The 23527-nt window shown below is 43.4% G+C and carries 20 protein-coding genes and 1 tRNA gene; 10 read left to right on the top strand and 11 right to left on the bottom strand.

Annotated features, from left to right (window positions below):
- Positions 1–106 precede the first annotated feature (106 nt).
- Positions 107–2920 (top strand): heavy metal translocating P-type ATPase, encoded by a 2814-nt coding sequence (locus FLM53_RS11885; RefSeq protein ID WP_176681843.1) that lies wholly within the window; start codon positions 107–109, stop codon positions 2918–2920.
- Positions 2910–3350: a DUF411 domain-containing protein gene (locus tag FLM53_RS11880; RefSeq protein WP_176681844.1), complete on the top strand. Its 441-nt coding sequence runs from the start codon at positions 2910–2912 to the stop codon at positions 3348–3350. Before FLM53_RS11885 ends, FLM53_RS11880 begins: the two co-directional genes overlap by 11 nt.
- A gap of 239 nt (positions 3351–3589) precedes the next feature.
- Here FLM53_RS11880 and FLM53_RS11875 read toward each other — a convergent pair whose 3' ends face one another.
- Together FLM53_RS11875 and FLM53_RS11870 are read right to left on the bottom strand one after the other, a co-directional pair.
- Positions 3590–4282 (bottom strand): oligogalacturonate-specific porin KdgM family protein, encoded by a 693-nt coding sequence (locus FLM53_RS11875; RefSeq protein WP_017064150.1) that lies wholly within the window; start codon positions 4280–4282, stop codon positions 3590–3592.
- A 536-nt stretch (positions 4283–4818) separates the two neighbouring features.
- The gene (locus FLM53_RS11870; RefSeq protein ID WP_176681845.1) at positions 4819–7470 is read right to left on the bottom strand and encodes a beta-N-acetylhexosaminidase; all 2652 of its coding nucleotides are present in this window, start codon (positions 7468–7470) and stop codon (positions 4819–4821) included.
- A gap of 407 nt (positions 7471–7877) precedes the next feature.
- Here FLM53_RS11870 and FLM53_RS11865 point away from each other — a divergent pair, with 407 nt between their 5' ends.
- Positions 7878–8765 carry a TraB/GumN family protein gene (locus tag FLM53_RS11865; RefSeq protein ID WP_176681846.1) on the top strand — a complete coding sequence of 296 codons (888 nt, stop codon included), beginning with the start codon at positions 7878–7880 and terminating at the stop codon, positions 8763–8765.
- 119 nt (positions 8766–8884) lie between these two features.
- Complete coding sequence (locus tag FLM53_RS11860) at positions 8885–9307, top strand: hypothetical protein (protein ID WP_176681847.1); 423 nt, start codon at positions 8885–8887, stop codon at positions 9305–9307.
- Between the two features lie 76 nt (positions 9308–9383).
- Here FLM53_RS11860 and FLM53_RS11855 read toward each other — a convergent pair whose 3' ends face one another.
- From FLM53_RS11855 to FLM53_RS11845, 3 genes are read right to left on the bottom strand one after another with little or no spacing between them, the layout of a single operon-like run.
- On the bottom strand, positions 9384–10220 hold the full coding sequence (locus tag FLM53_RS11855) for a CsgG/HfaB family protein (protein ID WP_176681848.1): 837 nt from the start codon (positions 10218–10220) through the stop codon (positions 9384–9386).
- Between the two features lie 17 nt (positions 10221–10237).
- Positions 10238–10648, bottom strand: coding sequence for a curli assembly protein CsgF (locus FLM53_RS11850; RefSeq protein WP_176681849.1), 411 nt, complete (start codon positions 10646–10648; stop codon positions 10238–10240).
- A 10-nt stretch (positions 10649–10658) separates the two neighbouring features.
- Positions 10659–11135: a curli production assembly/transport protein CsgE gene (locus FLM53_RS11845; protein WP_239847249.1), complete on the bottom strand. Its 477-nt coding sequence runs from the start codon at positions 11133–11135 to the stop codon at positions 10659–10661.
- A gap of 311 nt (positions 11136–11446) precedes the next feature.
- On the opposite strand from FLM53_RS11845, the gene FLM53_RS11840 reads away from it, so the two are divergent.
- From FLM53_RS11840 to FLM53_RS11830, 3 genes are all read left to right on the top strand, one after another.
- A complete protein-coding gene (locus tag FLM53_RS11840) occupies positions 11447–12061 on the top strand; it encodes a curlin subunit CsgB (protein WP_256867708.1) in 615 nt (204 codons plus the stop codon).
- A gap of 83 nt (positions 12062–12144) precedes the next feature.
- Positions 12145–13002, top strand: a complete 858-nt coding sequence (locus FLM53_RS11835) for a curlin (protein WP_176681852.1) — start codon at positions 12145–12147, stop codon at positions 13000–13002.
- A gap of 494 nt (positions 13003–13496) precedes the next feature.
- Positions 13497–14165 (top strand): LuxR C-terminal-related transcriptional regulator, encoded by a 669-nt coding sequence (locus FLM53_RS11830; RefSeq protein WP_176681853.1) that lies wholly within the window; start codon positions 13497–13499, stop codon positions 14163–14165.
- Between the two features lie 452 nt (positions 14166–14617).
- Here the strand turns inward: FLM53_RS11830 and FLM53_RS11825 are convergent.
- A protein-coding gene (locus FLM53_RS11825) for an IS3 family transposase (protein WP_176679224.1) occupies positions 14618–15855 on the bottom strand; the annotation gives its coding sequence in 2 pieces (ribosomal slippage) (positions 14618–15483 and positions 15483–15855; 1239 coding nt in all).
- 88 nt (positions 15856–15943) lie between these two features.
- Positions 15944–16020, bottom strand: a tRNA-Pro gene (locus FLM53_RS11820).
- A 255-nt stretch (positions 16021–16275) separates the two neighbouring features.
- On the opposite strand from FLM53_RS11820, the gene FLM53_RS11815 reads away from it, so the two are divergent.
- The 3 genes from FLM53_RS11815 (at position 16276) to rluF (ending at position 18494) form a co-directional block, all read left to right on the top strand.
- Positions 16276–16416, top strand: coding sequence for a DUF3149 domain-containing protein (locus tag FLM53_RS11815; RefSeq protein ID WP_004739790.1), 141 nt, complete (start codon positions 16276–16278; stop codon positions 16414–16416).
- Between the two features lie 171 nt (positions 16417–16587).
- Complete coding sequence (gene smrA, locus FLM53_RS11810) at positions 16588–17169, top strand: DNA endonuclease SmrA (RefSeq protein ID WP_029405392.1); 582 nt, start codon at positions 16588–16590, stop codon at positions 17167–17169.
- Positions 17170–17360: 191 nt separating this feature from the next.
- Positions 17361–18494: a 23S rRNA pseudouridine(2604) synthase RluF gene (gene rluF, locus FLM53_RS11805; RefSeq protein WP_176681854.1), complete on the top strand. Its 1134-nt coding sequence runs from the start codon at positions 17361–17363 to the stop codon at positions 18492–18494.
- Positions 18495–18626: 132 nt separating this feature from the next.
- Here the strand turns inward: rluF and ybaK are convergent, their stop codons facing one another.
- The 4 genes from ybaK to kdsA all read right to left on the bottom strand — a co-directional run bounded on the left by ybaK (position 18627) and on the right by kdsA (position 23510).
- Positions 18627–19100 carry a Cys-tRNA(Pro) deacylase gene (gene ybaK / locus FLM53_RS11800; protein WP_176681855.1) on the bottom strand — a complete coding sequence of 158 codons (474 nt, stop codon included), beginning with the start codon at positions 19098–19100 and terminating at the stop codon, positions 18627–18629.
- A gap of 118 nt (positions 19101–19218) precedes the next feature.
- The gene (gene ushA, locus FLM53_RS11795; RefSeq protein WP_176681856.1) at positions 19219–20880 is read right to left on the bottom strand and encodes a bifunctional UDP-sugar hydrolase/5'-nucleotidase UshA; all 1662 of its coding nucleotides are present in this window, start codon (positions 20878–20880) and stop codon (positions 19219–19221) included.
- Between the two features lie 652 nt (positions 20881–21532).
- Complete coding sequence (locus FLM53_RS11790) at positions 21533–22546, bottom strand: IS110 family transposase (RefSeq protein WP_176679512.1); 1014 nt, start codon at positions 22544–22546, stop codon at positions 21533–21535.
- Positions 22547–22655: 109 nt separating this feature from the next.
- The gene (kdsA, locus tag FLM53_RS11785) at positions 22656–23510 is read right to left on the bottom strand and encodes a 3-deoxy-8-phosphooctulonate synthase (RefSeq protein ID WP_174571129.1); all 855 of its coding nucleotides are present in this window, start codon (positions 23508–23510) and stop codon (positions 22656–22658) included.
- Positions 23511–23527 lie beyond the last annotated feature (17 nt).

Raw genomic sequence — 23527 nt, 5'->3', positions numbered from 1 at the left:
TATTGTCTTAACCAGTAGATTATAGCTACGGATCCTTTATTCCCCTCTCCCATTCCCAAATAGAACCCACCAGTTAACACACCACTAAGATCAAATTCTTGAATTTATGTTTGACCTTACCCTTACGGGAAGGTTTATGTTAGGCGTAGATGAGAATTGGAGTATCGATATGAACCACTACACAACCGCGCTCAACGGCCTAAATTGCATGGGTTGTGCGAAGAAAGTCCGCACACTATTTGCTGATCTCGACAACACGACGATCAATGATATATCGCCGACCTACATCGATATTTCGACTCCATTTAGTTACGTTCAACTCAACGAACAGTTAGCGACACTTGGCTACAGCATGGGTAACAAGCTGCACCTTTCGCTATCCGGCCTTAACTGCGGTAAGTGCGTGAACAAACTGACTCAAGCGCTTGAACAAACCGAGCAAGCATCAAACCTAGAAGTCAGCAAACAGGAATTATCACTGATCACTCTGCTTTCTGAATCCGAGGTAATTAAGTTGGTCGAAAGCGTGGGTTATCACGCAACTCCCTACTCTGAAGCCCATGACCTCTCACCGAGTTCAGATTTAGAAGAAGATAACGAATCTGCATCTACAAAAACAACGCCTACTGAACCCGTTGCGAGTCAATATACTTATCACCTTGTTCTTGAGGGGATGACGTGTGCGAGTTGTGTCTCTTCAGTCGAAAAAGCACTGAAAAAGAACGAGTTAGTCGATCAAGCTCAGATCAACCTTGCTGAACAGACAGCCTTGGTTTTCACCTCTAAAACACGTGACCTGATCGAAAACGAACTCATCCAATCGGTTAAAGCCGCAGGTTATGGCGCCGAGTTTGTTGATGATGCGGCAACACAACAACAAAAACAGCAAGAGCAACAACTTCGTACTCAACAGGCCTTCCTGAAAAACTCAGTAAGTGCGCTACTGCTTGGAGCTCCGCTGATGGCTTGGGGTGTGTTCGGCGGCAGCATGACCATTACGACATTTAACGACCAACTGGCTTGGGGATTAATCGGTGTGGTCTGTTTGGTACTGCTGGCCACTTCAGGTCGTAGCTTTTTCACTAACGCGTGGCAATCACTGATGCACAAGCGCGCGACCATGGATACGTTAGTTGCTTTGGGTACAGGTGCGGCATGGTTCTACTCAATGCTGGTCGTACTGATTCCATCATGGTTCCCTGAAGCCTCTCGCCATGTCTACTTTGAGGCGAGCGCGATGATCGTTGGTCTTATATCTTTGGGTCACTACATCGAAGCCAAAGCCAAAGCTCGCACCACGAAATCACTACAAGCGTTGATTAACTTACAGCCTCAAAAAGCGGTAGTTATCGTCGATGGCAAAGAACAAACCATTGCTGTAGAAGCTATCCAAGTCGGCATGCAGGTACGCGTCAAACCGGGTGAGAAAGTGCCAGTTGACGGTGTTGTGGTATCTGGCGAGTCTTACATCGATGAATCCATGCTGACTGGTGAACCACTCCCCAACGTTAAATCGGTGAGTGATGGCGTTTCTGCGGGCACCATCAACGGCGATGGTAGCTTAGTTATTGAAGCGACAGGGATTGGCTCAAGCACTATGTTAGCTCGCATCATCCAGATGGTTCGCCAAGCACAAAGCAGTAAACCTGCGATAGCAAAACTTGCCGACTCCATCTCTGCTATTTTCGTACCCGTTGTAGTCGCGATCGCAGCTGTTGCCGCCCTAGTTTGGTTTTTTGTTGGCCCACAACCCAGTGCAAGTTACATGCTTGTGGTATCAACGACCGTGCTGATCATCGCTTGTCCGTGTGCCTTAGGCCTAGCGACTCCGCTCTCTATTACTGTCGGCGTAGGTAAAGCCGCTGAGTTTGGCGTTCTGATCAAAGACGCCGATGTGTTGCAATCAGCCAGCAAGATTGACGCGGTCGTATTTGATAAAACAGGTACCCTAACCCAAGGTAAACCAAGCGTTCAGCAGGCGTTTTATCACAACCTATCAGAACAAGAACTGTTGGCTTACGCCTATTCGGTTGAAGTCGGTTCAGAGCACCCGCTTGCGAAAGCCGTTTGCCAGTATGCCGAGAACCTCGAAGTTTCAGCGCTCCCACACAGCGATTTTGAAAACCGCCGAGGCCTTGGAGTACAAGCCAACATTAACGGAAAACACGTTCAAGTCGGCTCTCTTAAATACCTAACCCAACTTGGTATTGATACTCAAATGGGCAATGACTTTATCGAACTTTGCCGCACACAAGCATGGACGCCAATCTTCGTCGTCATCGACCAAAAACTGGAAGGCATCTTAGGCATTTCAGACGCCTTAAAAATAGATAGTAAACAAGCCATTGCTCAACTAAAATCCGCCGGAATTCACACCGTGCTATTAACAGGCGACAACGATTCTGTTGCTCAAGCGATTGGTAAAAGTGTCGGTATCGATGAGGTTATCTCAGAAGTACTACCAGAGCAGAAAGCTCAGCATATTGTTCAGCTTCAACAACAATATAAGAGTGTGGCTATGGTTGGAGATGGCATTAACGATGCACCAGCGCTTGCTCAGGCCGACATAGGTATCGCAATGGGCAGTGGCAGTGATGTTGCGATTGAAAGTGCACAAATGACACTTCTCAACTCGTCGCCACTGTCTGTAAGTAACGCGATAGAACTGTCCCAAGCGACCGTGAGAAACATGAAGCAAAACCTATTTGGTGCCTTCATCTATAACTCGCTTGGTATCCCTATTGCAGCCGGTGTGCTCTACCCGTTTTTTGGATTTCTGCTTAGCCCAGTAGTTGCAGGAGCAGCTATGGCGATGTCGTCAATTACTGTCGTAAGCAATGCCAACAGGCTGAGATTGTTCAAACCAACTCATTCTAATATTAATAAAAACCATCTTCATGAGGTTAACCATGATTCGTAAAGTTATGACTCTTACTGCACTCGCTGCAATTTCAGGACAGGCTTTGGCTACTGATGTTCTAAACCACAAATCTCCATACTGCGGCTGCTGCACAGAATGGACAGAGCATATGCGTGATGCCGGGTTCGATGTAACAGAGAAGCTCCACGATGATATGAACCATATCAAGCAAAAGCTAGGCGTAACGCAAGAGCTGGCTTCTTGCCACACCGCAGAGATCGACGGTTATGTATTTGAAGGTCACATTCCCGCAGAAGACGTAAAAGCCTTTTTAGAAAACCCACCACGTAATGCGATTGGTTTAGCAGTTCCGGGTATGCCAATGGGCTCACCGGGTATGGAGTATGGCGATAAGAAAGACGAGTACTCTGTGTACGCGTTTAATGATAAAGGTCAGGTGTTTGAGTACCGTCACTACAAAGGTAACTAGAGTACCAATTCACCTAAAGTAGAATTGAAAGCATAAAAATAGAGCCTAGTATTAAGCAAACCCAAGACTGTGGTTTACTTACTAGGCTCTTTGCTTTTGGACAGTAAAGCAAATCTTGTCGCGACACTAACCGGGCTGTTAGTGCCGCTTGATCCCCTCGCTCATTCACGAAGGAAGTGCTTTGGCAAAAAAGCTATTTCGCGGATAGTCTCATTGACTAAACCGCCAAATAAATCCGCTTAGAAGCCGTAAGAAGCACCGAATACGAATGCGTTGTTCTGCTTAGAATCGCCGTTTGCGAAGTCTACGCCGTTAGCTTGGCTACGGAACTCAAAGTAAGGTTGAACGCCTTGACGAGTCCATGTTGCACGTAACTCGTGGTCCATCGCTTCTGCATCAATCATGTATACGTTGTTATAGCTAAGCGCTAGGTCAGCATTCACCGTGTAAGCAATGCGGTTATCCATGCGGTAGTCTGTGTCAGCATTAGCAGAAGTATCATCAATGTGTGCACGAGTACGGTTGCTAATAGAGATACCGTTATCGAAGTTGTAGCCGATCTTAACTAATGGACGGAACTGAATGCTTTCACCCGCAGAGAATAGGTGTTGGTAACCAGCAGCAACCCATAGGTTGTCAGTAATATTGAAAGATTGCTCACCACCTACAGTGATACCAGGAGTAGTATTACCTGCACCGCCATTTTCAGATTCAAGTTTACCCAGTTGGATACCATCAAACTCAGAGTAAACCGTGAAGCCGCCTAGAGAGTTGTCAAACGTGTGACCAGCTTCTAACGTAGAAGTCATGTCAGAACCGTGGATACGGCCGTCATCGTGAATTTGGATGTTACCTGTTACGTAAGAAGAACCAGCAAAAGCACTAGAAGCGAAAGCAAGAGAAAGAGCACTTAGAGCGATAATTTTTTTCATAGTAAACTGCCTTAGTTTGATTTTTTCAGCGGCATATCTTCGGTACATCATTCACCTTCACCGCTTGAGTAGTTGGTCGCCTCCCTGGCATGAAATCTATGTTGCTCGAATTAATTTGCGTTTCAAAATAAAAGAACGGACAGAGTGATCTCTCTCACTATCAAAAAAGAACAAGTTATTTAACACTTTAAAATCAAACACTTAAAAATATAAAAATTGATAAAAAACTCAAGATGGAAAAATGTACAGATCGGGATCACATTATTTTACGGTGCAAAATTAGATTCAGTTAATTGAATCACACCTGATTTAGAGTTTTTTATGAGGGACTTATTTTTTGAAGAGAATAATGAGAAGCGCGTCACTTTTGCGATGAACCTCACCTTATGTGCATTGTTGACGTTATAAACCAAGACGGTTTCTATATGTTCCCGTTTTGGATGAGAGCCTAATTCGCAACAAACAAAAAGAGCTCCCACTTTTAACCTTAAGTAAGGTAATAGCTAGGGAGCTCTTCTATTAATGTTGCTTATCGATTATTTAACTGACGTTACTCGACTTACTTTCTCGCCACTTTCAGAGATAGAGCGGATGTACGTTTCACCAGAAACCGATGGACGTTGCTGCTCATCATACGTTAGCCAGTTTTCACCATCAGCAGAGTATTGCAGCTCTACACCTGGGAATTGAACGTTCATCGCCAACTTACCATCAACAACTTGAGCACCCGGTACTGGTAGTCGGTAATCAATGCCTGCTTTCTCAAGTTTAGCCAGTTCACGTTGACCAACAATATTCGCGAAGCGATTGAAGTCGCTGTTTAGAGCCTGCTTATTCACTAGGTTAGTTTCTTGAGAGTACTCAACGCCCACTTTGTAGTCGTTTTCCCAATCCGCTCTGTGCCATGCGCGCTCTGCTGCTGCCAATACGCGAGGGAACACCATGTATTCATACTGCTCGTCGGTACGAACTGTTTCAGACCAAAGCTGTGCAGACAAACCGTAGAAAGGTTGCGCTTCAATTTCGCCTTTGCCAGAGAAGCCATTGCCGTCACGGTCTAATGATGTTTCCGCGTTTTGTGGCATATTTTCTGGTGCGAAGCCAAACATCTTACGAGTATCGGTTGCACGCGTTGCCCAGTAGTAACCGCGCTCTGCTGCATCTACTTCGTATGGCATATCCATGTATACGTAGTCTGGGTTAGAAACAATCACGTCATACCCTTTCGCAGACCAATCGTATACTGATGAAGTGCCGCCCCAGTAAAGAACGTCCCAGAAGTTCACGCGAGTGCTTTCGGTTGCAAATGCGTTCTCGCCTTCGCTGTATTTCAGGCCATCTTGCCATGCTTGGAAATGAGGAATCCCTTTGTCAGCGACAATCTTAGACACCTGCTCTGCAAAGTGACTTGGCAGATGGCCGAAGTCGCTTACTGTGCCATCAGCGATCAAAGACTGACACTGTGGAGACTGTTGGAATGGCTTATCTTGTTTAGACAAATCGATGTTGCCTTTCCAAGCCACTTTATCTTCTGCATTAATATCTTGTAAGCCAGCGCCTAACTTGATGTTTTTCGCTTCATCGCCGCCAAAGTGCCAAGTCGTTAGTGGAACGCCCGCTTCTTGGTGCATTGCCGCCACTTCAGAGATCACTTTATCGACAAAGTGAGTCGAAGATTCCATACATGGGTTGATGAAGCTTTGCTTATCGTAGAACTGAACCGTGGTTACGTTCGATGTATCTTGTGGATCCATCAAGCGGTATTCATTTGCTTCCGCTTCCTTACCTTCCGCCATTAGGCGAGTGTAACGCGCTTCCATTGATACCACAGCAGAACGAGCGTGTGCTGGCATATCAATTTCTGGAATTACTTCGATGCTGCGCGCTTTTGCGTAGCTTAAGATCTCGACGTAATCCGCTTTACTAAAGAAACCAGAGCCAAAGTTGTCTGTTGTTGGACCTGAACCTAGCTGAGGCAGTAAACAGCTTTGCTCATCCAAATCAAAACAACGATTAGACCCTACATCCGTTAGCTCTGGTAAACCTGGGATTTCTAAACGCCAGCCTTCATCATCTGTTAAGTGAAGGTGCAGTTTATTCATCTTGTATGCTGCCATTTGGTCTAGCGTTGCTAGGATGGCATCTTTTGAGTGGAAGTTTCGAGCAACATCCACCATCACGCCACGGTAATCAAAGCGCGGTGCATCTTTGATCGACAGTTGTGGTAATGATTCAGCGTTCTGACTGTCTATTAGGCCAAAAATAGACTGAACTGCGTAGAAAGCACCTGTTTTATCAAACGCTTTAATCGCAATCCCCTCTTCCGAGATGCTTAGTTCATAAGCGCCAGATTTCGCTAAATCACCCGTAAACTGAGTAGGAACAACGGTAACACTTACTGGAAGGTCACCACTCACATCTACGTTTACCACATCTGCACGTTCTTCAATTGCAGCGAACTGATCAGCATCGAATGCGTCTTTTGGTAGGGCAATACCACCAGCAATGCTCACAGAACCTTCGCCCGCTACTACCGACATTGGCGTTGGTAGTAGCGTTGTTGATACATCTTGAGTTGCCAGATCAGCATTCTTTTCGAAACGCGTCACCGCTGTAGCCATTACGTTATTGTCATCTGGTGTACGTTTAAGGTTGTTATCCTCTAGACCCGTTACGAATGACGCGACGTCTTCCGTATTCAGTGAAGCAATCATCTTAGGTTCTGCGTTTGGCGCCGTTACGAATGCACCCGGCATGAAGTCGGTTTCAAACAGTTGCCAGTATTCGCTCGTCAGCGGAAGAATCACTTCTTCACCCGCCGCAAAGCCATCGAACTTATCTGTAGGTTCTAGTTTGTGTAGGTCACCCGTTACACGAGTGATTTTAAACTGTTCGTTATCAACATCTAAAATAAGGCGAATACTGTGGAAGTAAATGGTCCAATCTTTCGAATCAATTGCTTCACCGTCATTGGTCAGGGTCATGTTCACTTTGTTACATGATGCCCATTCAGCGCCGAGATCCTGACAAGCCATACCTTCATTCGCACCGTGATTGGTTAGAATTTCATATTGCACATCAAGGTTATCAGCCAGTGCATTAACAACCTGTTGTTCTGGTGCTTGTGTTACTGCACAACCCGTCAGGCCAGCCAATACCGCTACAGATAGTAAGTTTCTCTTCAACATCGTATTCACCCATAAATTTAAAAAATTGAGTAAGAAGCAAAGTGGAGCGCTTCTGAAAGTTAGATAAACTATATGGCCTTATTTTTTGGCGTGAATTAAATCAGGCCAATTCAGTGATCGGCTTCAAATCTCAAAAATACTGATAAATTTAATTTTAATAAAATCATAAGGTTATACTTAACGACACTTCCGTCACTTTTATTTTGACGTAATAACTGAGAATTAAATCACAATCTTTTCATAGAATTTCATAAAATCGTGTCGTTCTTGGAGAGAAAAGTTTTAGAGTTTGCTCGTGTTGTAATACTTTTCGTACAAACAACGTGACATCGTTCTCAAAAAAAACCGTTAAAAAACTCCGTCAAAATCTTTTTTAACGAGCTTATGTCTTTCTAAAGGAGCTTTCTTTGCGCACATTCTTGTACCTTACGCTACTCACACTTGCCTTTTCAGCAAAGCAAGCTGTCGCCGAACCTCTTTATTGGCAAGCTAAAAAGGATGATCTGACCCTCACCATCTTAGGTTCCGTACATGTTGGAGACGAGAGCATGTACCCGCTTCCCACCCAAATCACTGACACGTTAAAAGAGAGCGACGGATTAATTATCGAGACGGATATAAGAAAGACAGAAGGCGTGGTGTACCCTACCACCACAGTCACCACAGCCGATGTATTAAGCGAAGATCAACAACAGTTATTAACAAGCATTTCTATGTCTTTGGGTATGTCGACACAACAACTACTAAGCTCCCCCCCTTGGGCGACATCTCTGTCGATACAAATGCAGCAGTTAAAAAACCTTGGTTACGGCTCAGCGGGCGGTGTAGACGCAACACTTGCCTATAAAGCGACGATACAAGACGTTCCAGTGATCAGCTTAGAGCCACTACAATTTCAAATAGACCTCATCGCAGGACAAAAAGATTCCGGAAAAGAATGGCTAGTGACAAGCATTGAAGAATTTGACCAAACAGACCGTGTCGTACATTGCCTCATTGAAAGCTGGAAAGCGGGCGATGAATCCAAACTTGAGGATTTTGCGAAGTTGTCTGAAATGCCAACAGAGCTTGAGAAAGCATTCCTAACGGATCGCAACGTTGATTGGGCAAACAAGCTATCTGCCAAAGATTGGAAACTCGACTCAAATGGACACTACGTGCTGGTCGTCGGAACTTTACACCTGATTGGAGATGGTAACCTTTTACAGTTGTTAGAAGATAAGGGGTTCAGTGTCACTCAACAATCACAGAGCCAACAAGCTCAGTGTCAGTTCGAGGTTGACGAAGGCAGCTAGTTAGCAAGGACATGACCTTTTCATTATAAAAGCATGTCCTTAATAACAGAATTTTTACATTTAATGACACCATAGCGGTGCTATTATCTTTCGCTCTTTTTACATACGGTGTTGTTCTCATGAAACCAGTATTTTTTGCTTTCCCTTTAGCCCTAGCGCTCCTTATGCCCACAGTAGCGTCTGCCAAAGAAACTTGTACGATCGAACAATTCCAGCCGATAGACATTCAGCCAGACACCAAAGGCGGTGTGTTAGATAAAGAAAGCGGACAGTTTCTGATTACTGAAAAGCCGCCTATGCGATGCGCAAACATTACGTTCACGACCTCAACGACACGTAACCGTATCGCAAGCCAAATGAATAGTAATTTTGAAGCAAGCTTCTACGATGGTCAGACGGGTAATTCTCACTCGGTGACTTTTAACGAAGATGAAGTACAGGCAGGTTACATTCGGATTGGTCCAAATAACCCTGTTGAAGCTTATGTTTGCTTTGTTACCTCAGAGACGCCAATCAAAGACATTACCTGCGATGTGAACTGATCAGTTAATATAAAAAACAGGGCTAAGGGAAAAATCCGTTTTCCGCATAGCCCTATTTTGCTGCTTACTCGGTTTACTAAAGGATATCTGTGTCTGCCGCTAAGTAGCGTGCAATAATTGGATGTCTGATTGCGTTCGGGTCACCGGGCGACCACATTCCACGCTTCATGCCTTTAACGATTAGATGGATCACCGCAGCATCAATGGCCGACATTACCGCGATATTAACCGGTTCATTGTGGCTATAACCCATTTCAACTTCGAGGAGTTCTTTGTAATCGACAAATCGAAAAGCACCGAAGCCAATCTCATGTGAAGAAATGGTTTTGGATGTGGTGACACTCAATAAAACTTGCCCCGTTCTTACATCCACAGCTCTTAAGTTCACGGTCACTTGATCAGTTCGATATTGCCCTGAACCACCTATACCCAAGTACTTCGCACCAGCCCCGCCCGTTACGATATTGGAATCGTAAGCCACAATGCCACCTTCAATGACAATGTTTGCCGAGCTCAAGGATGACAAATCCGCCCCATGGTTATTGACGACTTTATCCTTCTTTTGAGCAGCACGAATGATCTTACGTTCGGTCAACAAATTCTGGAGGCCTTCACGCTCTAGAGGAACAAACCATTGTGAATCTATCAGTGCTGTGGTCAACAACGATGTACCGCCCTGTGGTACCGCCGTTGAGAAGTTACTGTTGGGTTGAGGTTTATATTGTCCTGTCTGATCTCTAAAGTCATACACTGACACGAGAATTTTACCGCGAGGCTGAGGCAGGGAGATCAGGTCTGTATACGTTGATCCTCTGGGCATCAGCTTGGGCGTTTCAGAAGTCTCTGGAATTTGCATAGAGTAAGTACATCCTCCCAACACAAAGGCCAGGAAGACGATGATGATCGATTTCATAGCACAATCCTTGTGAATTAGAGGTCTGGGTTGAGTCCTGATACGCTGATTTCGGTTGATTCTCCTGTCGCTTTATCGACGATTTGAACCAACAAAGTCCCAGAGTCATCCACAATGTTTAAGAAAAAGTCATCGGTTTCTAGTTGTCCTGTGTTGCCATTACCGACATCCGCAAGCAATTGGCTAATCAAACGAGACTCTAAACTCGATGCTAATCGATCTAACGCAGATTCTTGTTCATCAAAAATGTCCCGAGCACTAGGATCTTCGAAATCATTAATGGCATTGGCGTGATTAAAAAGGTGAGAACTGTTTAAAGCGTTTCCGCCAAAACTTGGGTTTACGGGCGTATAAACCAACTCGCTTGCATAAACTGAAGGCGAAACGAGCAGCGCAATGAGCGCAGCCTTTCTGAAAAATATCGACATCCTTGGCTCCTTAGAATTCATCATGGTCTAGGTCGTAAGTGTCCTGAAAGATCCGTTCCGCTTGCCATCGGATAATGTAATTTCCAACCACTCTTGTTGCATCGGCAGCACGTTCTTTTGCTTGTCTACGACCTGGGGACAACGCCGTACGAAAGATCGGTTTCCTAGAGTGTTGAACCTCTATGATGCTTCCAGATAACGCCGTTGGCCTTTCTTTTACCGTCAAATTTTCCTTAAGGTCGGGATAACTATCATTGAGCGATTGCGAGAAGAAAAAATAGAAATCCTCTCCGAGCCGCGTGATGGTTCTGTCCACTATGATTCCATCAACTTCACTAAAGTCGTTGAATTTTTCCTTAAGTTTGTTTGTCGAATCCTCAAATTTTTGTCCGTTTTCTAAAGGAGCAGCATTTTCAAGACCATGACTCTTTTCTTCTGCGTGAATAGCAAAAGAAAGCAGAGTTATTGTAAGCAGCTTGATTTTCATGTGTGCTCCCATTCAAAGTCCATTTACAAAATGAGAATGTGATTCGTCGAATCTGAATAAAGCGTAATTCATGCTTACAGTGGCATATATAAACTTTGGGGTTAATTTCTGAAGGGAATTGATTAACTAAGGTTGGCAGAAGACAGCTGAATACTAATTAAATTTCATATCTAAACCAAAATATTTTCAACTTTAAGTTTATAGCTGTTCGTAAATTCAAAGCCTAGGATTTCGATAAGAAATAGGTTCACTCACCTCCCTACGAAATTTATTTTAGTAGGGATCATAATCACGAACACTTTAAGGCGAAGATGATGGTAATTGGGCAAGCATCACTTATCAGCTTAACTTGTTTATATTTTTTATCAGGAGGTTTTAATAATGCTATCGCATCAGATATAGAGGGCGATTTTTTACATAATGTTAGTCAGGATATTATTAATGATTATAACGACTTGGAAAACTTTCCTTCTGGAGATTTAGATAATTATTCAGAAATTAATATATCTAATGCTTCTGATTCAACAGCAATAATTAAACAACGCAGTCCTGGTATTACCGCGAACAACAGAGCAAAGATAACGCAACGCGGAAGTTCTAATTCCGCATTTATAGGTCAAACTGGGCGAAACAATACTGCCTTGGTTGATCAAAATGGTTCAAATAACTATGCAGCGATTGGTCAGATCGGAGTCAATTCTGAAGCGCTAATTTCCCAAGACGGAAATAACAATTTAGCAGTTATTGGACAAGCTAATTTCTCTGGAAGCAGCAGCAAACTGAGTATCGATCAACAAGGAAACAACAATACTGCATTTATGGCTGGTGCTGGAGGGGACAATTCGGGAATTTCTCAAAATGGGCATGATTTTGCAATCGTAAACGCGTCGAGCTCAATGAGAATCTACATCAATCAAGCAAATTAGCGCGCAGTATGGACGCTTGATTCGAGTTGCTTCTCTATGAAGCAACAACAACGTCGACATGGAAATGTATAAGGATACAACTTATGAAACTTACAAAACTTGGAATTATAGTCGGTGCCGTTATTGGTTTAAACGTAGCTCACGCAGATGATTTGCCAGCTCCGTTTCCTGCATCTGAGCCAGCAACGGGAGTCATTGAGGGAGTAGCAGACCTTGGTATCAAGAGTAAAGTTGATGCAATTCAGCCTTTAGCTATGGACAATACAGCGGTGTGGCAAATGGGGAGTGGCGATATGGCTAATGTAACCATTATCCAAAACACATCAGGTGTTACTAATGGTCATGTCGCGCTTGTCGATACACATGCCAGTTATAATTCAGACGTAGTTGTTCAACAGAGCGGTAATCTAAATGAGGCAGAGGTTCAGCTACGTTACAAACATAACGATGCTTGGGTTAAACAAGATGGATTGCGAAACCAAGCTAAAATAAAAGTTGAACGTTGGGGGCAAAACAATGATCTGCGTGTCACCCAAATGGGCGATGATAATATCTCTGTAGTCAAAGCTCTTGGCGGTGCTGACTTCAATGAAGCAGATGTGCAAGTCAATGGTCATTCAAATGTAACATATACTGAGTTCAGCGACCGAGATGCTGATTATAATGATGTTGATATCAATGTTACTGGTGATAGCAACTACGTCCAAAGTATCGTTGATACTCGCAACATTGGTCCCGCTAGAGACAATTTGGTCGACATCGAAATTTCAGGTGATGGCAACCGAGTTTTCACGGAACAAATTGGACGAGAATCAACTGCCATGGTTAACCTACAGAGCAGTAGCGCTAATGAATTCCTAATTCATCAAACTTCGTATGATGCTGCGTATGTTTCAGGTAACGGTGCATACGGCAATGTTGGTCTAATAAACCAAAACTAATATGCTTGTTAATGCACATACTAAAACGGCGCTGGTCGCCGTTTTATTTATTTCTTACCATTTAAATGGATTTGCTTATGATTTAAATTCAGTACAGTGCCTGATAAAAAATAAAAATCTTATTCTGACCGTAAATAACAGTGTGGCATCTTCATTAACATTAAGTACGAACACCCATTCTACTTTCAATCAGAATACAAAAAGTGGTGTTACGACGTTGATTCTTAATATAAATCAGTTTCCAGTCACTATAAAGCTTCATCCAAACAAGGGGATCTTGAAAATTCATAAAGACTGTACAATCAATAAAATAAAGCCATAAATCTCGGTAATTCCCTCTTTCTACTTAAGTATTATTTTACCTTCGACAATACTATTAAATTCATTTCATAAATTTGATGAATAATTAACCTTAAAAGTTAGCAAAATAACAATACGTGCTTTAAACTAAAACACCTAAAGTTCAAGTAATGAGTTAAGACAAGGAGTTCCACATGGCTAAGCTGGAAGCTCATAACGCCATTTTACTTGCGGAGAACAATTTACAATCAATATTACTTAAAGAGTCTATAGAACAAAAAGTTAACCTCAACATAAGGCTCATATCACCAGAACGGTTAAGTATTAAGTCCCTACAGAATCAAGGCTTAGATCTAATTATTATTGATTTTCCGATAATGAGTAAACAGTACATTGAAAAATATCAAGAGATCAGGGATGACGTCGCAAGTAACGTTCATGAAGTGTTACTCAATACACCAGACGACTTTCCACATTCAGAAATGCTTAAATGGCAGTATCTTGTCGGCATTTTTTATACGTCGGACACCCTTGAAAAGCTCGTGGCCGGCTTTAACTGCATTTTGCAAGGCGAGATGTGGATGAGCAGAAAACTGATCTATAAATACATCCGTTTTTATAGAGACAGACAATGCGCCAAAACCAGCCCTCATTACCTCAAGCTGACCAAACGCGAGCAGCAGATCATTAAGTTACTCGGTGATGGAGCATCTAACACTCAGATAGCAGATACCCTCTATGTCAGTGAGAATACGGTCAAAGCACACCTTCACAACACGTTTAAAAAAATCAAGGTGAAGAATCGCTTACAGGCTCTGATTTGGGTGAAAAACAACATTGCAACGAGTGAGTTCGTTCAATAAGAGTAGGCTTAGACTCAACAAACGATCGATAGGCGATCGACACAATTACAGAATATAAAAAAGCCGTAGCCCCTTCTATTACAAAGAGTGCTATGGCTTTCTTTAATGCGGCCGGTGAAGAGCTTATTTTTAATATCAGGCGAACCCTATTCTAATTCAAACCCTGTTTACAATAGCTTAAAACGACGAAAGCCTACTCATTGAGCAGGCTTTCTAAATTTGGTCGTTGAAGAGCTTATTTTGAACATCAGGCGAACACCACTTGGGTCCCAAACCAAAACGAAACGTTCAAATGCAAAAAAGCCGTAGCCCCTTCTATTGCAAAGAGTGCTACGGCTTTCTTTAATGCGGCCGATGAAGAGCTTATTTTGAACATCAGGCGAACCCCGCTTGGGCTCTAAACCAAAACGAAACGTTCTGTCTCGTCCTAAAATACGTTGACAGTATTTCTACTAAGCCAACAGCGCCAGCTGTTGGCTTTTTTCATGCACCTCATTTGGAGTTTTCATCATGAGACTGAGGTGCGGCCTCATATTGTTATAGATATTGATAGACTCTTTTACTAGTCGTTTAAGCTCCTCAAGACTCTTACACCTATCAAGTAAGAACTCTTGTTTCAGGATCCCGTTTATTCTTTCTGCTAAGGCATTTTGGTAGCAATCATAACCATCTGTCATCGAAGGCATTATGCCGCTAGTTTTCAGTTTATCTTGATATACACCTGAGCAATACTGTAGACCACGATCTGAATGATGGATACAAGAATGATGATATCGACGCTCTTTGATAGCCATATCTAGCGCTTTCACGACATCCGTCGCTTTCATTTCATTACTCAGCTCATAACCCATTATTTTTCGGCTAAAAGCATCTGTAACCAATGATAGGTAGTGAACTCCTTCATCAGATTGAACATAGGTTATATCGCTCACCAACACACTCTCTGGACTACATGGCTTGTAGTCCTTTAATAAGTTCGGGTGTTTCTTCATCCAATGCCGACTATTGGTCGTTTTTGTAAAACTACGCTTAGGTCTTACCAACAATCGCTCAGCGCGTAAGTAGTTGAAAAGCGCATCTCGGCCTAACTTGATACCTTGTTCTTGTAGTCTGGGTTTTATTAAAAAATAGAGCTTCCTAGTACCAACCCGAGGCATATAGCGCCTAATATCCAACACCATTTTTTTAATCGGTTTAAGCTCTAACCGACGGTGATGAGCTCGCTTTTCTCGTTGATAAACACTCTGCCTTGTTATGCCGCAAAGCCTACATACTCGAACTAGACTTATTCCTTCTTGCTTTTGAAGGCTTCTGGCTCCTTGGCTAGATACTTTTTTCTGAGACTGGTTCCGTGCTCAGCATCAAGGATATCAACCACTCTATTTAAGAAGAGGTTCTTGATTTTTTCGTCTTCCAACTCTTTTTCAAGACGTTTTATTTTCTGTGCAGGCGATTCTTTAGGCTTAGGTGATTGGCTCATGACATTCATCCTTGGATTTTGCGCCCAATTCATCTTACCGTGCTTTCGAAGCCAGGTTAAAACGGTTGAACGGCCTTGGATACCATAAATGGTTTGGGCTTGTTTATATGTCATATCGCCTCTTTCTACAGCGGCGACGACCTGTAATTTAAAGCCTAGTGTGTAATCACGCTGAGTGCGCTTAACGTAGGTATTATTTGAAGTAGTCATAATTCGTCCTCAATGTGTAAACACATTTCAGGACGAGACATTCAAATGCAAAAAAGCCGTAGCATTTCTGCTACGGCTTTCTTTAATGTGGTCGGTGAAGAGGGATTCGAACCCCCGACCCTCTGGTCCCAAACCAGATGCGCTACCAAGCTGCGCTATTCACCGAAATATCTAACTGGCTCATTGCCTGTCGATGGAGCGTATAATACGGGTTCTGAATTTATCCGCAAGGGCTTTTTCTCATATTTATTGCGATTTTGAATCGTTCGAACAAAAGACATACAACAACGAGCATGATGTGACGAAAAACACACAGTTGCCAACAAGTATTTAACTTATGAAACAGGATTGATCCAGATCAGTGAATTGATAATGCTTGTTAATACACTAATCCATGTCATATAACTTTGAGGTATACACATGGACTTTTGGCTAGATCTCCTATTTGGTAATGCGGTGGGACTATCTTCAATGATAGTAATCTTCGGGGCTCTGGGTCTCATGATGTTTTATGGAGGCTTCTTCATCTACAAAGTTATGACTGACAAATCTCCTCACTAGAGTCGCTCAGCCTAAATCATTTGCTGTTAAGTATCATTTACTTGATAAGTAAACGTTAAAACGCTTTGCACCGGAGCTGACTTCTCTTGTCTCCTCCGGTTTTTTCATTTTTAAACCCAGCCCCAACTTAGGTATACTTAACCTATCCTTCTCTAACTTGAGATGCACACTATGTCTCATGATGACGATTTAGATCTATTCCAAGAAATGATGGGCGATGTGAAACGTATCGACCATGACACCGCTGAACACCAGAAAGTACACCGCGTAACGGAATCTCAGCTAGCCAAGCGTGAAGCCGCAATGTGGCTGTCTGATGACGAGAAAGATTACCTCTCGCTCGATTACTCCCCGATGGTGAAGCCAGATGATGTTATCGCCTATAAGAAAGATGGCGTTCAGGAAGGCGTATACAAAAAGCTACGTCTAGGTAAGTACCCTATTCAAGCTAAGCTAGACCTGCATCGAAAGACACTCAAAGACGCACGTAATGAAGTGCTCTCATTTTTACGTCAATGTTTAAGGATGGATGTTCGTACCGTCATCATTGTTCATGGCAAAGGTGAACGTTCGAATCCACCAGCGATGATGAAGAGCTATGTTGCCAACTGGTTGACTCAAATTAATGATGTCCAGTGTGTGCATTCGGCGCAACAATTTCATGGTGGAACAGGCGCGGTCTACGTCATGTTGAGAAAGAGTAATGACAAAAAGCTCGAAAACAGAGAGCGACACCAGAAGCGATCAAGTTAGTACAAGTTGTATTGATAGCCTCGACGACACGCTCATTGTCACTCCAATTTGCTAGACAATAGATATTTAGTGCCGAAGTAGACACTAGGTGCTAAAATTGTCGTCAGTTAAAGAATTCAAACGTAAAGCAACTGCCCTGTAGTTGCTTTTTGTTTATCTAAATTTCCGTTGTGAAACGCTAAGAGAATATCATGTCACAAGAATCCCAAGCTAAACGCCTTAATAAGTACATCAGTGAAACTGGTTTTTGCTCACGCCGCGAAGCCGACAAACTCATTGATGCTGGCCGAGTTACTATCAACGGTAAGATCCCAGAGATGGGTACGAAAGTAATGCCAGGTGATGACGTTGAGATCGACAACAAGCCCGTTCGTTCGAAAGAAAAACCTATCTACATTGCCCTGAATAAGCCGACCGGTATTACTTGTACTACAGAGCGAGATATTCCAGGCAACATCGTTGACTTTATTGGTCACCATAAGCGTATTTTCCCAATTGGTCGCCTTGATAAACCGTCTGACGGTCTTATCTTCCTGACCAATGATGGCGATATCGTAAACAAGATTCTTCGTGCAGGTAACAACCACGAAAAAGAGTACGTGGTTCGTGTCGACAAGCCGATTACAGGGGAGTTCTTACAGAAAATGGCAGCGGGTGTGCCTATTCTGGATACGGTGACTTTGCCATGTAAAGTAGAGAAAGAGACTAAGTTCTCATTCCGAATCACACTAACGCAAGGCCTGAATCGCCAAATCCGTCGTATGTGTGAAGCGCTTGGTTATGAAGTTTTCAAACTTCGCCGTGTACGTATCATGAACATCTCTTTAGATGGTATTCCAAATGGTAAATGGCGCTACCTGAGCGACGAAGAGATCACTGAAATCTTAGCGATGTGTGAAGGTTCAGTAAGTACTGAAGATGCGTCAAAGATGAACGCGAAAGGCCAACGCATTCGCAAAGCGACGGACGCTAAACTTTTTGATAGCCGTGAAGAGAACCAAACTTCAACAGCGCGCCGTAACCAAAAAGAGAACCGTACTCGCACCTACCGCGGTAACAATGCCGATGAATTCCGTCATGCGCCTAATTCAAAGCGTGGTCGTAACTCATCAAATAATGAAAGCGGCGGCAATACCGAGAACTGGAAATCGAACTCTCGTTCAGAGCGTTCTAATTCAGATAGAAACAGTTCGGATCGTAATCGTACAGACCGTAATAACAACGATCGTAGAAGCGGCAAGCCAACAAACCGTAGCCAAGACTCAAACAGACCAAACAAACCGGCACCTAAGCGCGTTGGTGGTACATTAGGTCTTAAGAAGTAATATTTACTCTTTAATACAGAAACGCCCACTAGGTTATCTTAGTGGGCGTTTTTTGTTGTTGGCTAAGTCAAAACTAGGTACGAAGACGGTATTTAGCTCGACAGATTAATGGCTTTTATTATCGCCTGTCTGTTACAAACACAAATCAGTAAATTGAGCTCGGGTAAGCAAGGCTAAGTCCTTTGGATCTAGCTCGATTTCCAAGCCCCTCTTTCCTGCGCTCACACATATCGTTTCAAAATCCGTCGCAGTGGAGTGTACAAAGGTAGGCAATGCTTTCTTTTGACCAAGCGGGCTGATACCACCCACCACATAACCCGTGGTTTTCTGTGCAATTTCAGGATTCGCCATCTCTGCTTTTTTACCTTTCGCTGCTTTTGCTGCAAGTTTTAGGTTTAGCTTTTGGTCCACAGGAATAACCGCCACAGCCAAGTCTTTAGCCACACCGTTCAAACAGAACAAAAGCGTTTTGAACACACGCTTAGGATCCTGACCAAGCGCTTCAACGGCTTCCAAACCATAGTTGGTATTGTTGGCATCGTGATGATACTGATGAACGCTGTGAGCGATTTTCTTTTTCTTGGCGAGATTGATGGCTGGGGTCATAACAAATCCAAACGATAGATAAACAAAAAGCGACGCCGAGGCGTCGCTTTAGTTAAATTTATCATGGTGCTAGAGTCAATCTAATTCAGCACCTAGTGATTAAATTTATTGGGTTCAATTACTTGTAAACCATTTGACCAGAAGGTGCGTACTTGTTCACGTCTACTGGGCTGTTTGCTTCTAGGTACTCTTTCAGTACTTCTGCATCAACAAAGCCAGTGTTTACGTAACCAGGGTGGTCAGACAGTTTAGGGTAACCGTCACCACCAGCAGCGTTGAAGCTTGGTACTGTGAAGCGGTATGTTTCGTCTAAACGAAGTTGCTTGCCACCGATGAATACGTTAGATACTTCACCGTTCGCTACTGTCATTGAGATACCAGCGAATTGTGCGTAAGCACCAGAATCGATTGGTTTAGTTGCAACTACATTTAGGTAATCTAGAACTTCTTTACCCGTCATGTCGGTGTAAGTCAGGATGTTTGCAAAAGGTTGTACTGTTAGTACGTCTTTGTAGGTTACATCACCGGCTTCAATTGAATCACGTACACCACCCGAGTTCATCACAGCGAAGTCTGCTTTTGCGCGCTCCATGTGAGAAGTCGCAATTAAACGACCTAGGTTAGTCTGTTGGAAACGAACAACGTTACGGTCACCTTCAAGCTTGCCATTAGTTTCAGCAATTTGAACTTCTAGCTGTGCTTGGCCTTGCTCTTGGAAAGGACGTAGGAACTCAAGTAGTTCTGGGTCTTGTGCGATTTCATCTTGAATAAAGACACGCTGTTTCTTGCCGTCAATCTTAACTTTTTTCTTAAGGTTAACTGGAACAAGATTGTAGCTCACCATCTCTAGCTCGCCATTACGGAATTCGTAGTCAGCACGGCCTACATATTTGCCCCACTCGTGAGCTTGAACGATGTAAGTACCGTTTTGAAGATCAGGCTTACACTCATCACCCGGCTTGAAGTTTTTCTTCGCAACGTTAGGGCCTTCCATACATACAGGCTCTTGCGAGTGACCACCAACGATCATGTCTAGGTCACCTTCATCTAGGTAACGTGCTAATGCCACATCACCCGGTGCGTTAACGCCACGCTGACCATTTTCGTAGTGGCCCATGTGAGTCACTGCGAAGATAAGATCTGGTTTTTCTGTTTCTTGAAGTTCAGCGATCAGTTGCTTCGCTTCTTCTTTAGGGTCACGGAAGTCGATACCAGCGATGAACTCAGGGTTACCAATCTTTTGAGTATCTTCAGTTGTTAAACCAATAACCGCAATCTTGATGCCTTGCTTTTCGAACATCTCGTAAGCTTGGAACTTGCGTTCGCCTGTCGCTTTATCGTAGATGTTCGCAGACAGCATTGGGAAGTTAGCCCAATCGATCTGCTTTTGTAGTACGTCTAGTGAATTATCAAACTCGTGGTTACCCAATGCCATTGCATCGTAACCAATCTTGTTCATACCTTTGAAATCAGGTTCAGCATCCTGAAGATCTGACTCTGGCACACCTGTGTTGATGTCACCACCAGATAGAAGCAACACGCTACCGCCTTCTGCTTCAACTTCCGCACGAAGTTGATCAATTAGCGTTTTACGCGCAGACATGCCGTATTCGCCGTATTTGTTCTGCCAGAAACGACCATGGTTGTCGTTAGTGTGAAGAATAGTTAGCTTGTAAGTTTCGTCTTGGTTCCAATCATGGGTCGATTGAGACGCACAACCAGCTAAAGTAGCTAGGATTGCAGCACTTAGTGCTGTCTTTAGAATAAGGCGTTGCTTCATTGTCATACCTTTGAACTTTTTAGGGGAATCCACTGCTTCAACCGCTCTCATTTAGCCGATGTCGAGTTAAGAAACATCGTTAGAGAATGGTAAAACTTGAAGTAGTTTAAATTAAGACAGTAAACCTAACAGAGTGATTTCATATTTATGTAGGATAGATCACCTTAATCCGCTATCGAGTGTGTAACAAAGCGGCAAAGTTGCATTTGAGCAAATAAGTGATCACAGGCAAACGTTTTCATAATTTTTTAGATTATTTGTGATTTACTCAATTCAACGCCGTAATTAAGTGATCCTCGTTAAATTCATTTTATTAATCAAAGCCTTAAATGATACGTTATAACATTTCAAAATGTACATTAACTTGGCTTGAATATATCGAAGTAACGGTAACTCGTTTTGTAACAGGTACAAAAATGTATGGTCCGCCCCGTTATTGCAACTACAATTAAGTAATAACGGAGTTGGTTTGCGCTAATGTATTCGGAGTCCTTGTTGGGAGCACTAGCTTCCCAGCTCCACGATGATATCCGCGCCAGATTATCCTTAAAAAGCCCAAAGCATTGATTGCTATTTTTTGTGTCAGGTTCTTAATCTGGCCGATTGACCGTTTTTGTCATCACGTTCATTGACGTTGCAAACTTGGTTATAGCTAAACAGCCTTAAAAGCTTGGCGGTGGTATAACACCGCCCAAGCTATCCTCACTAGCTTGTTGGCTAATGCGACTACCACTACATTAAATGGTTTGGTGGCTCGTAGATTCACAAGCCACTCTCCAAACACTTTCCCTGTCGTCTCTAGTCTAGAGAGTACAGCCCTTGCCCCATGGACAAACAGAGTTCTGAGGTGTTTATTCCCTCGTTTACTCATACCAAGTAGCTTGGTCTTTCCTCCCGTTGAGAATTGCCTTGGCACAAGCCCCAACCAAGCCGCCATCTCACGGCCATTGGTAAAGTTACTCGGAGAGCTTACATCGGCAATACACAATGTGGAGGTAAGATCACCAATTCCAGGGATAGTTTTTAATAATTGAGCACTTTCGTTGTTATTAACAATAGTTTGAAGCTTGTTATCTTGAGTTTTGATTTGTTCATTAAGGTACTTGTAATGCTCGTGGATAGATATCAATTCACATAGCAAGCTTTTTGGTAATGAGACGGTTTGTTCTGCTAACCATTGAAACAAAGACTTCATCTTTGCATGCCCTTTGGGAAAGCTAAGGCCGAACTCAAGTAAGATCGCTCCGATCCGCGACATAGTGGCAGTTCTCTCCTTGATATAACTATCTCTGACTCGATGAATCGCTGCGATGACTTGAGCCTCTTCACTTTTTACAGCTACAAACCTCATGGTCGGTCGACCCGCAGCCTCTGCGATCGCTGAAGCATCGATGAAATCGTTTTTATTGCCTTTGACATAAGGCTTAACATACTGAGGGGGAATAAGTCGGGGTTGATGCCCAAACTCACTACATTTTCGAGCAAGCCAATGAGCACCGCCACAGGCTTCGAAAGCAATAGTTGTTGGTTCTATTTTACTAAGAAAGATTAAGAGTTGGTTACGATTAAATTTACGACGAAGCACCTCCACACCACAACGGTTATGTGCGATAGCATGGAAGCAATGTTTACCTAGGTCGATACCTAAAATATGAATAGAAGACATATGGTTCACCTCATTCTGAGAGCCTACTCTAAGCTTAAGGGCTTGAGAGTGAGGCGGACCATATAATTAAGCCGGCACTTATGCCGGCTCTTGATACTTTGAAATTCGATTATTTGATATCGATGTGTTCGAAGCCTTTGATAAGATCATCAAGTGCTTTCATCTGCTTCAAGAACGGCTCTAGTTTATCTAGAGGCAGTGCAGATGGACCGTCACAACGAGCTTGGTCAGGGTTCGGGTGAGCTTCGATAAACAGACCCGCAATACCTGTCGCAAGACCCGCTTTCGCAAGTTCAACCGTTTGCTCACGACGACCGCCAGATGCTGCACCTGAAGGGTCGCGCATTTGCAGAGAGTGCGTCACGTCGAAGATGATTGGGCTGCCATTTGAAGACTTCTTCATTACACCAAAGCCAAGCATATCCACAACAAGGTTGTCATAACCCATACAAGCGCCACGCTCACATAGGATGATCTTGTCGTTGCCACACTCAGCAAACTTATCAACGATGTTACCAACTTGGTTCGGGCTCATGAACTGAGGCTTCTTCACGTTGATTACAGCGCCAGTCTTCGCCATCGCTTCAACTAGGTCAGTTTGACGAGCTAGGAATGCTGGAAGCTGGATAACATCAACCACATCTGCAACTGGCTGAGCTTGTGCTTCAGTGTGAACATCAGTGATGATCTTCACGCCGAATGTATCTTTTAGCTCTTGGAAGATTTTAAGACCTTCTTCCATACCTGGACCACGGTACGAATGAACTGAGCTGCGGTTCGCTTTATCGAAAGACGCCTTAAATACATAAGGGATACCCAGCTTCTCGGTTACTTTTACGTAGTGCTCACAGATCTGCATTGCTAGATCGCGAGATTCAAGAACGTTCATGCCTGCAAATAGCGTAAATGGCTTGTCGTTAGCAATTGGCATGTCGCCAATGTGAACTGTTTTCTGTTCCATCATATTCTCTCTAAATAATT

The sequence above is a fragment of the Vibrio sp. Scap24 genome, assembly GCF_013394185.1.
In the GTDB taxonomy this organism is placed as follows: domain Bacteria; phylum Pseudomonadota; class Gammaproteobacteria; order Enterobacterales; family Vibrionaceae; genus Vibrio; species Vibrio pomeroyi.
Note: the sequence above shows the minus strand (reverse complement) of the source record. Positions and strands in the feature narration are given on the sequence as shown.

What these genes read in the sequence shown, in the direction of transcription:
- FLM53_RS11885 (WP_176681843.1), top strand. Translation starts at nt 107, where the DNA reads ATGTTTGACCTTACCCTTACGGGAAGGTTTATGTTAGGCGTAGATGAG.
- FLM53_RS11880 (WP_176681844.1), top strand. Translation starts at nt 2,910, where the DNA reads ATGATTCGTAAAGTTATGACTCTTACTGCACTCGCTGCAATTTCAGGA.
- FLM53_RS11875 (WP_017064150.1), bottom strand. Translation starts at nt 4,282, where the DNA reads ATGAAAAAAATTATCGCTCTAAGTGCTCTTTCTCTTGCTTTCGCTTCT.
- FLM53_RS11870 (WP_176681845.1), bottom strand. Translation starts at nt 7,470, where the DNA reads ATGTTGAAGAGAAACTTACTATCTGTAGCGGTATTGGCTGGCCTGACG.
- FLM53_RS11860 (WP_176681847.1), top strand. Translation starts at nt 8,885, where the DNA reads ATGAAACCAGTATTTTTTGCTTTCCCTTTAGCCCTAGCGCTCCTTATG.
- FLM53_RS11855 (WP_176681848.1), bottom strand. Translation starts at nt 10,220, where the DNA reads ATGAAATCGATCATCATCGTCTTCCTGGCCTTTGTGTTGGGAGGATGT.
- FLM53_RS11850 (WP_176681849.1), bottom strand. Translation starts at nt 10,648, where the DNA reads ATGTCGATATTTTTCAGAAAGGCTGCGCTCATTGCGCTGCTCGTTTCG.
- FLM53_RS11845 (WP_239847249.1), bottom strand. Translation starts at nt 11,135, where the DNA reads ATGAAAATCAAGCTGCTTACAATAACTCTGCTTTCTTTTGCTATTCAC.
- FLM53_RS11840 (WP_256867708.1), top strand. Translation starts at nt 11,447, where the DNA reads ATGATGGTAATTGGGCAAGCATCACTTATCAGCTTAACTTGTTTATAT.
- FLM53_RS11835 (WP_176681852.1), top strand. Translation starts at nt 12,145, where the DNA reads ATGAAACTTACAAAACTTGGAATTATAGTCGGTGCCGTTATTGGTTTA.
- FLM53_RS11830 (WP_176681853.1), top strand. Translation starts at nt 13,497, where the DNA reads ATGGCTAAGCTGGAAGCTCATAACGCCATTTTACTTGCGGAGAACAAT.
- FLM53_RS11815 (WP_004739790.1), top strand. Translation starts at nt 16,276, where the DNA reads ATGGACTTTTGGCTAGATCTCCTATTTGGTAATGCGGTGGGACTATCT.
- smrA (WP_029405392.1), top strand. Translation starts at nt 16,588, where the DNA reads ATGTCTCATGATGACGATTTAGATCTATTCCAAGAAATGATGGGCGAT.
- rluF (WP_176681854.1), top strand. Translation starts at nt 17,361, where the DNA reads ATGTCACAAGAATCCCAAGCTAAACGCCTTAATAAGTACATCAGTGAA.
- ybaK (WP_176681855.1), bottom strand. Translation starts at nt 19,100, where the DNA reads ATGACCCCAGCCATCAATCTCGCCAAGAAAAAGAAAATCGCTCACAGC.
- ushA (WP_176681856.1), bottom strand. Translation starts at nt 20,880, where the DNA reads ATGAAGCAACGCCTTATTCTAAAGACAGCACTAAGTGCTGCAATCCTA.
- FLM53_RS11790 (WP_176679512.1), bottom strand. Translation starts at nt 22,546, where the DNA reads ATGTCTTCTATTCATATTTTAGGTATCGACCTAGGTAAACATTGCTTC.
- kdsA (WP_174571129.1), bottom strand. Translation starts at nt 23,510, where the DNA reads ATGATGGAACAGAAAACAGTTCACATTGGCGACATGCCAATTGCTAAC.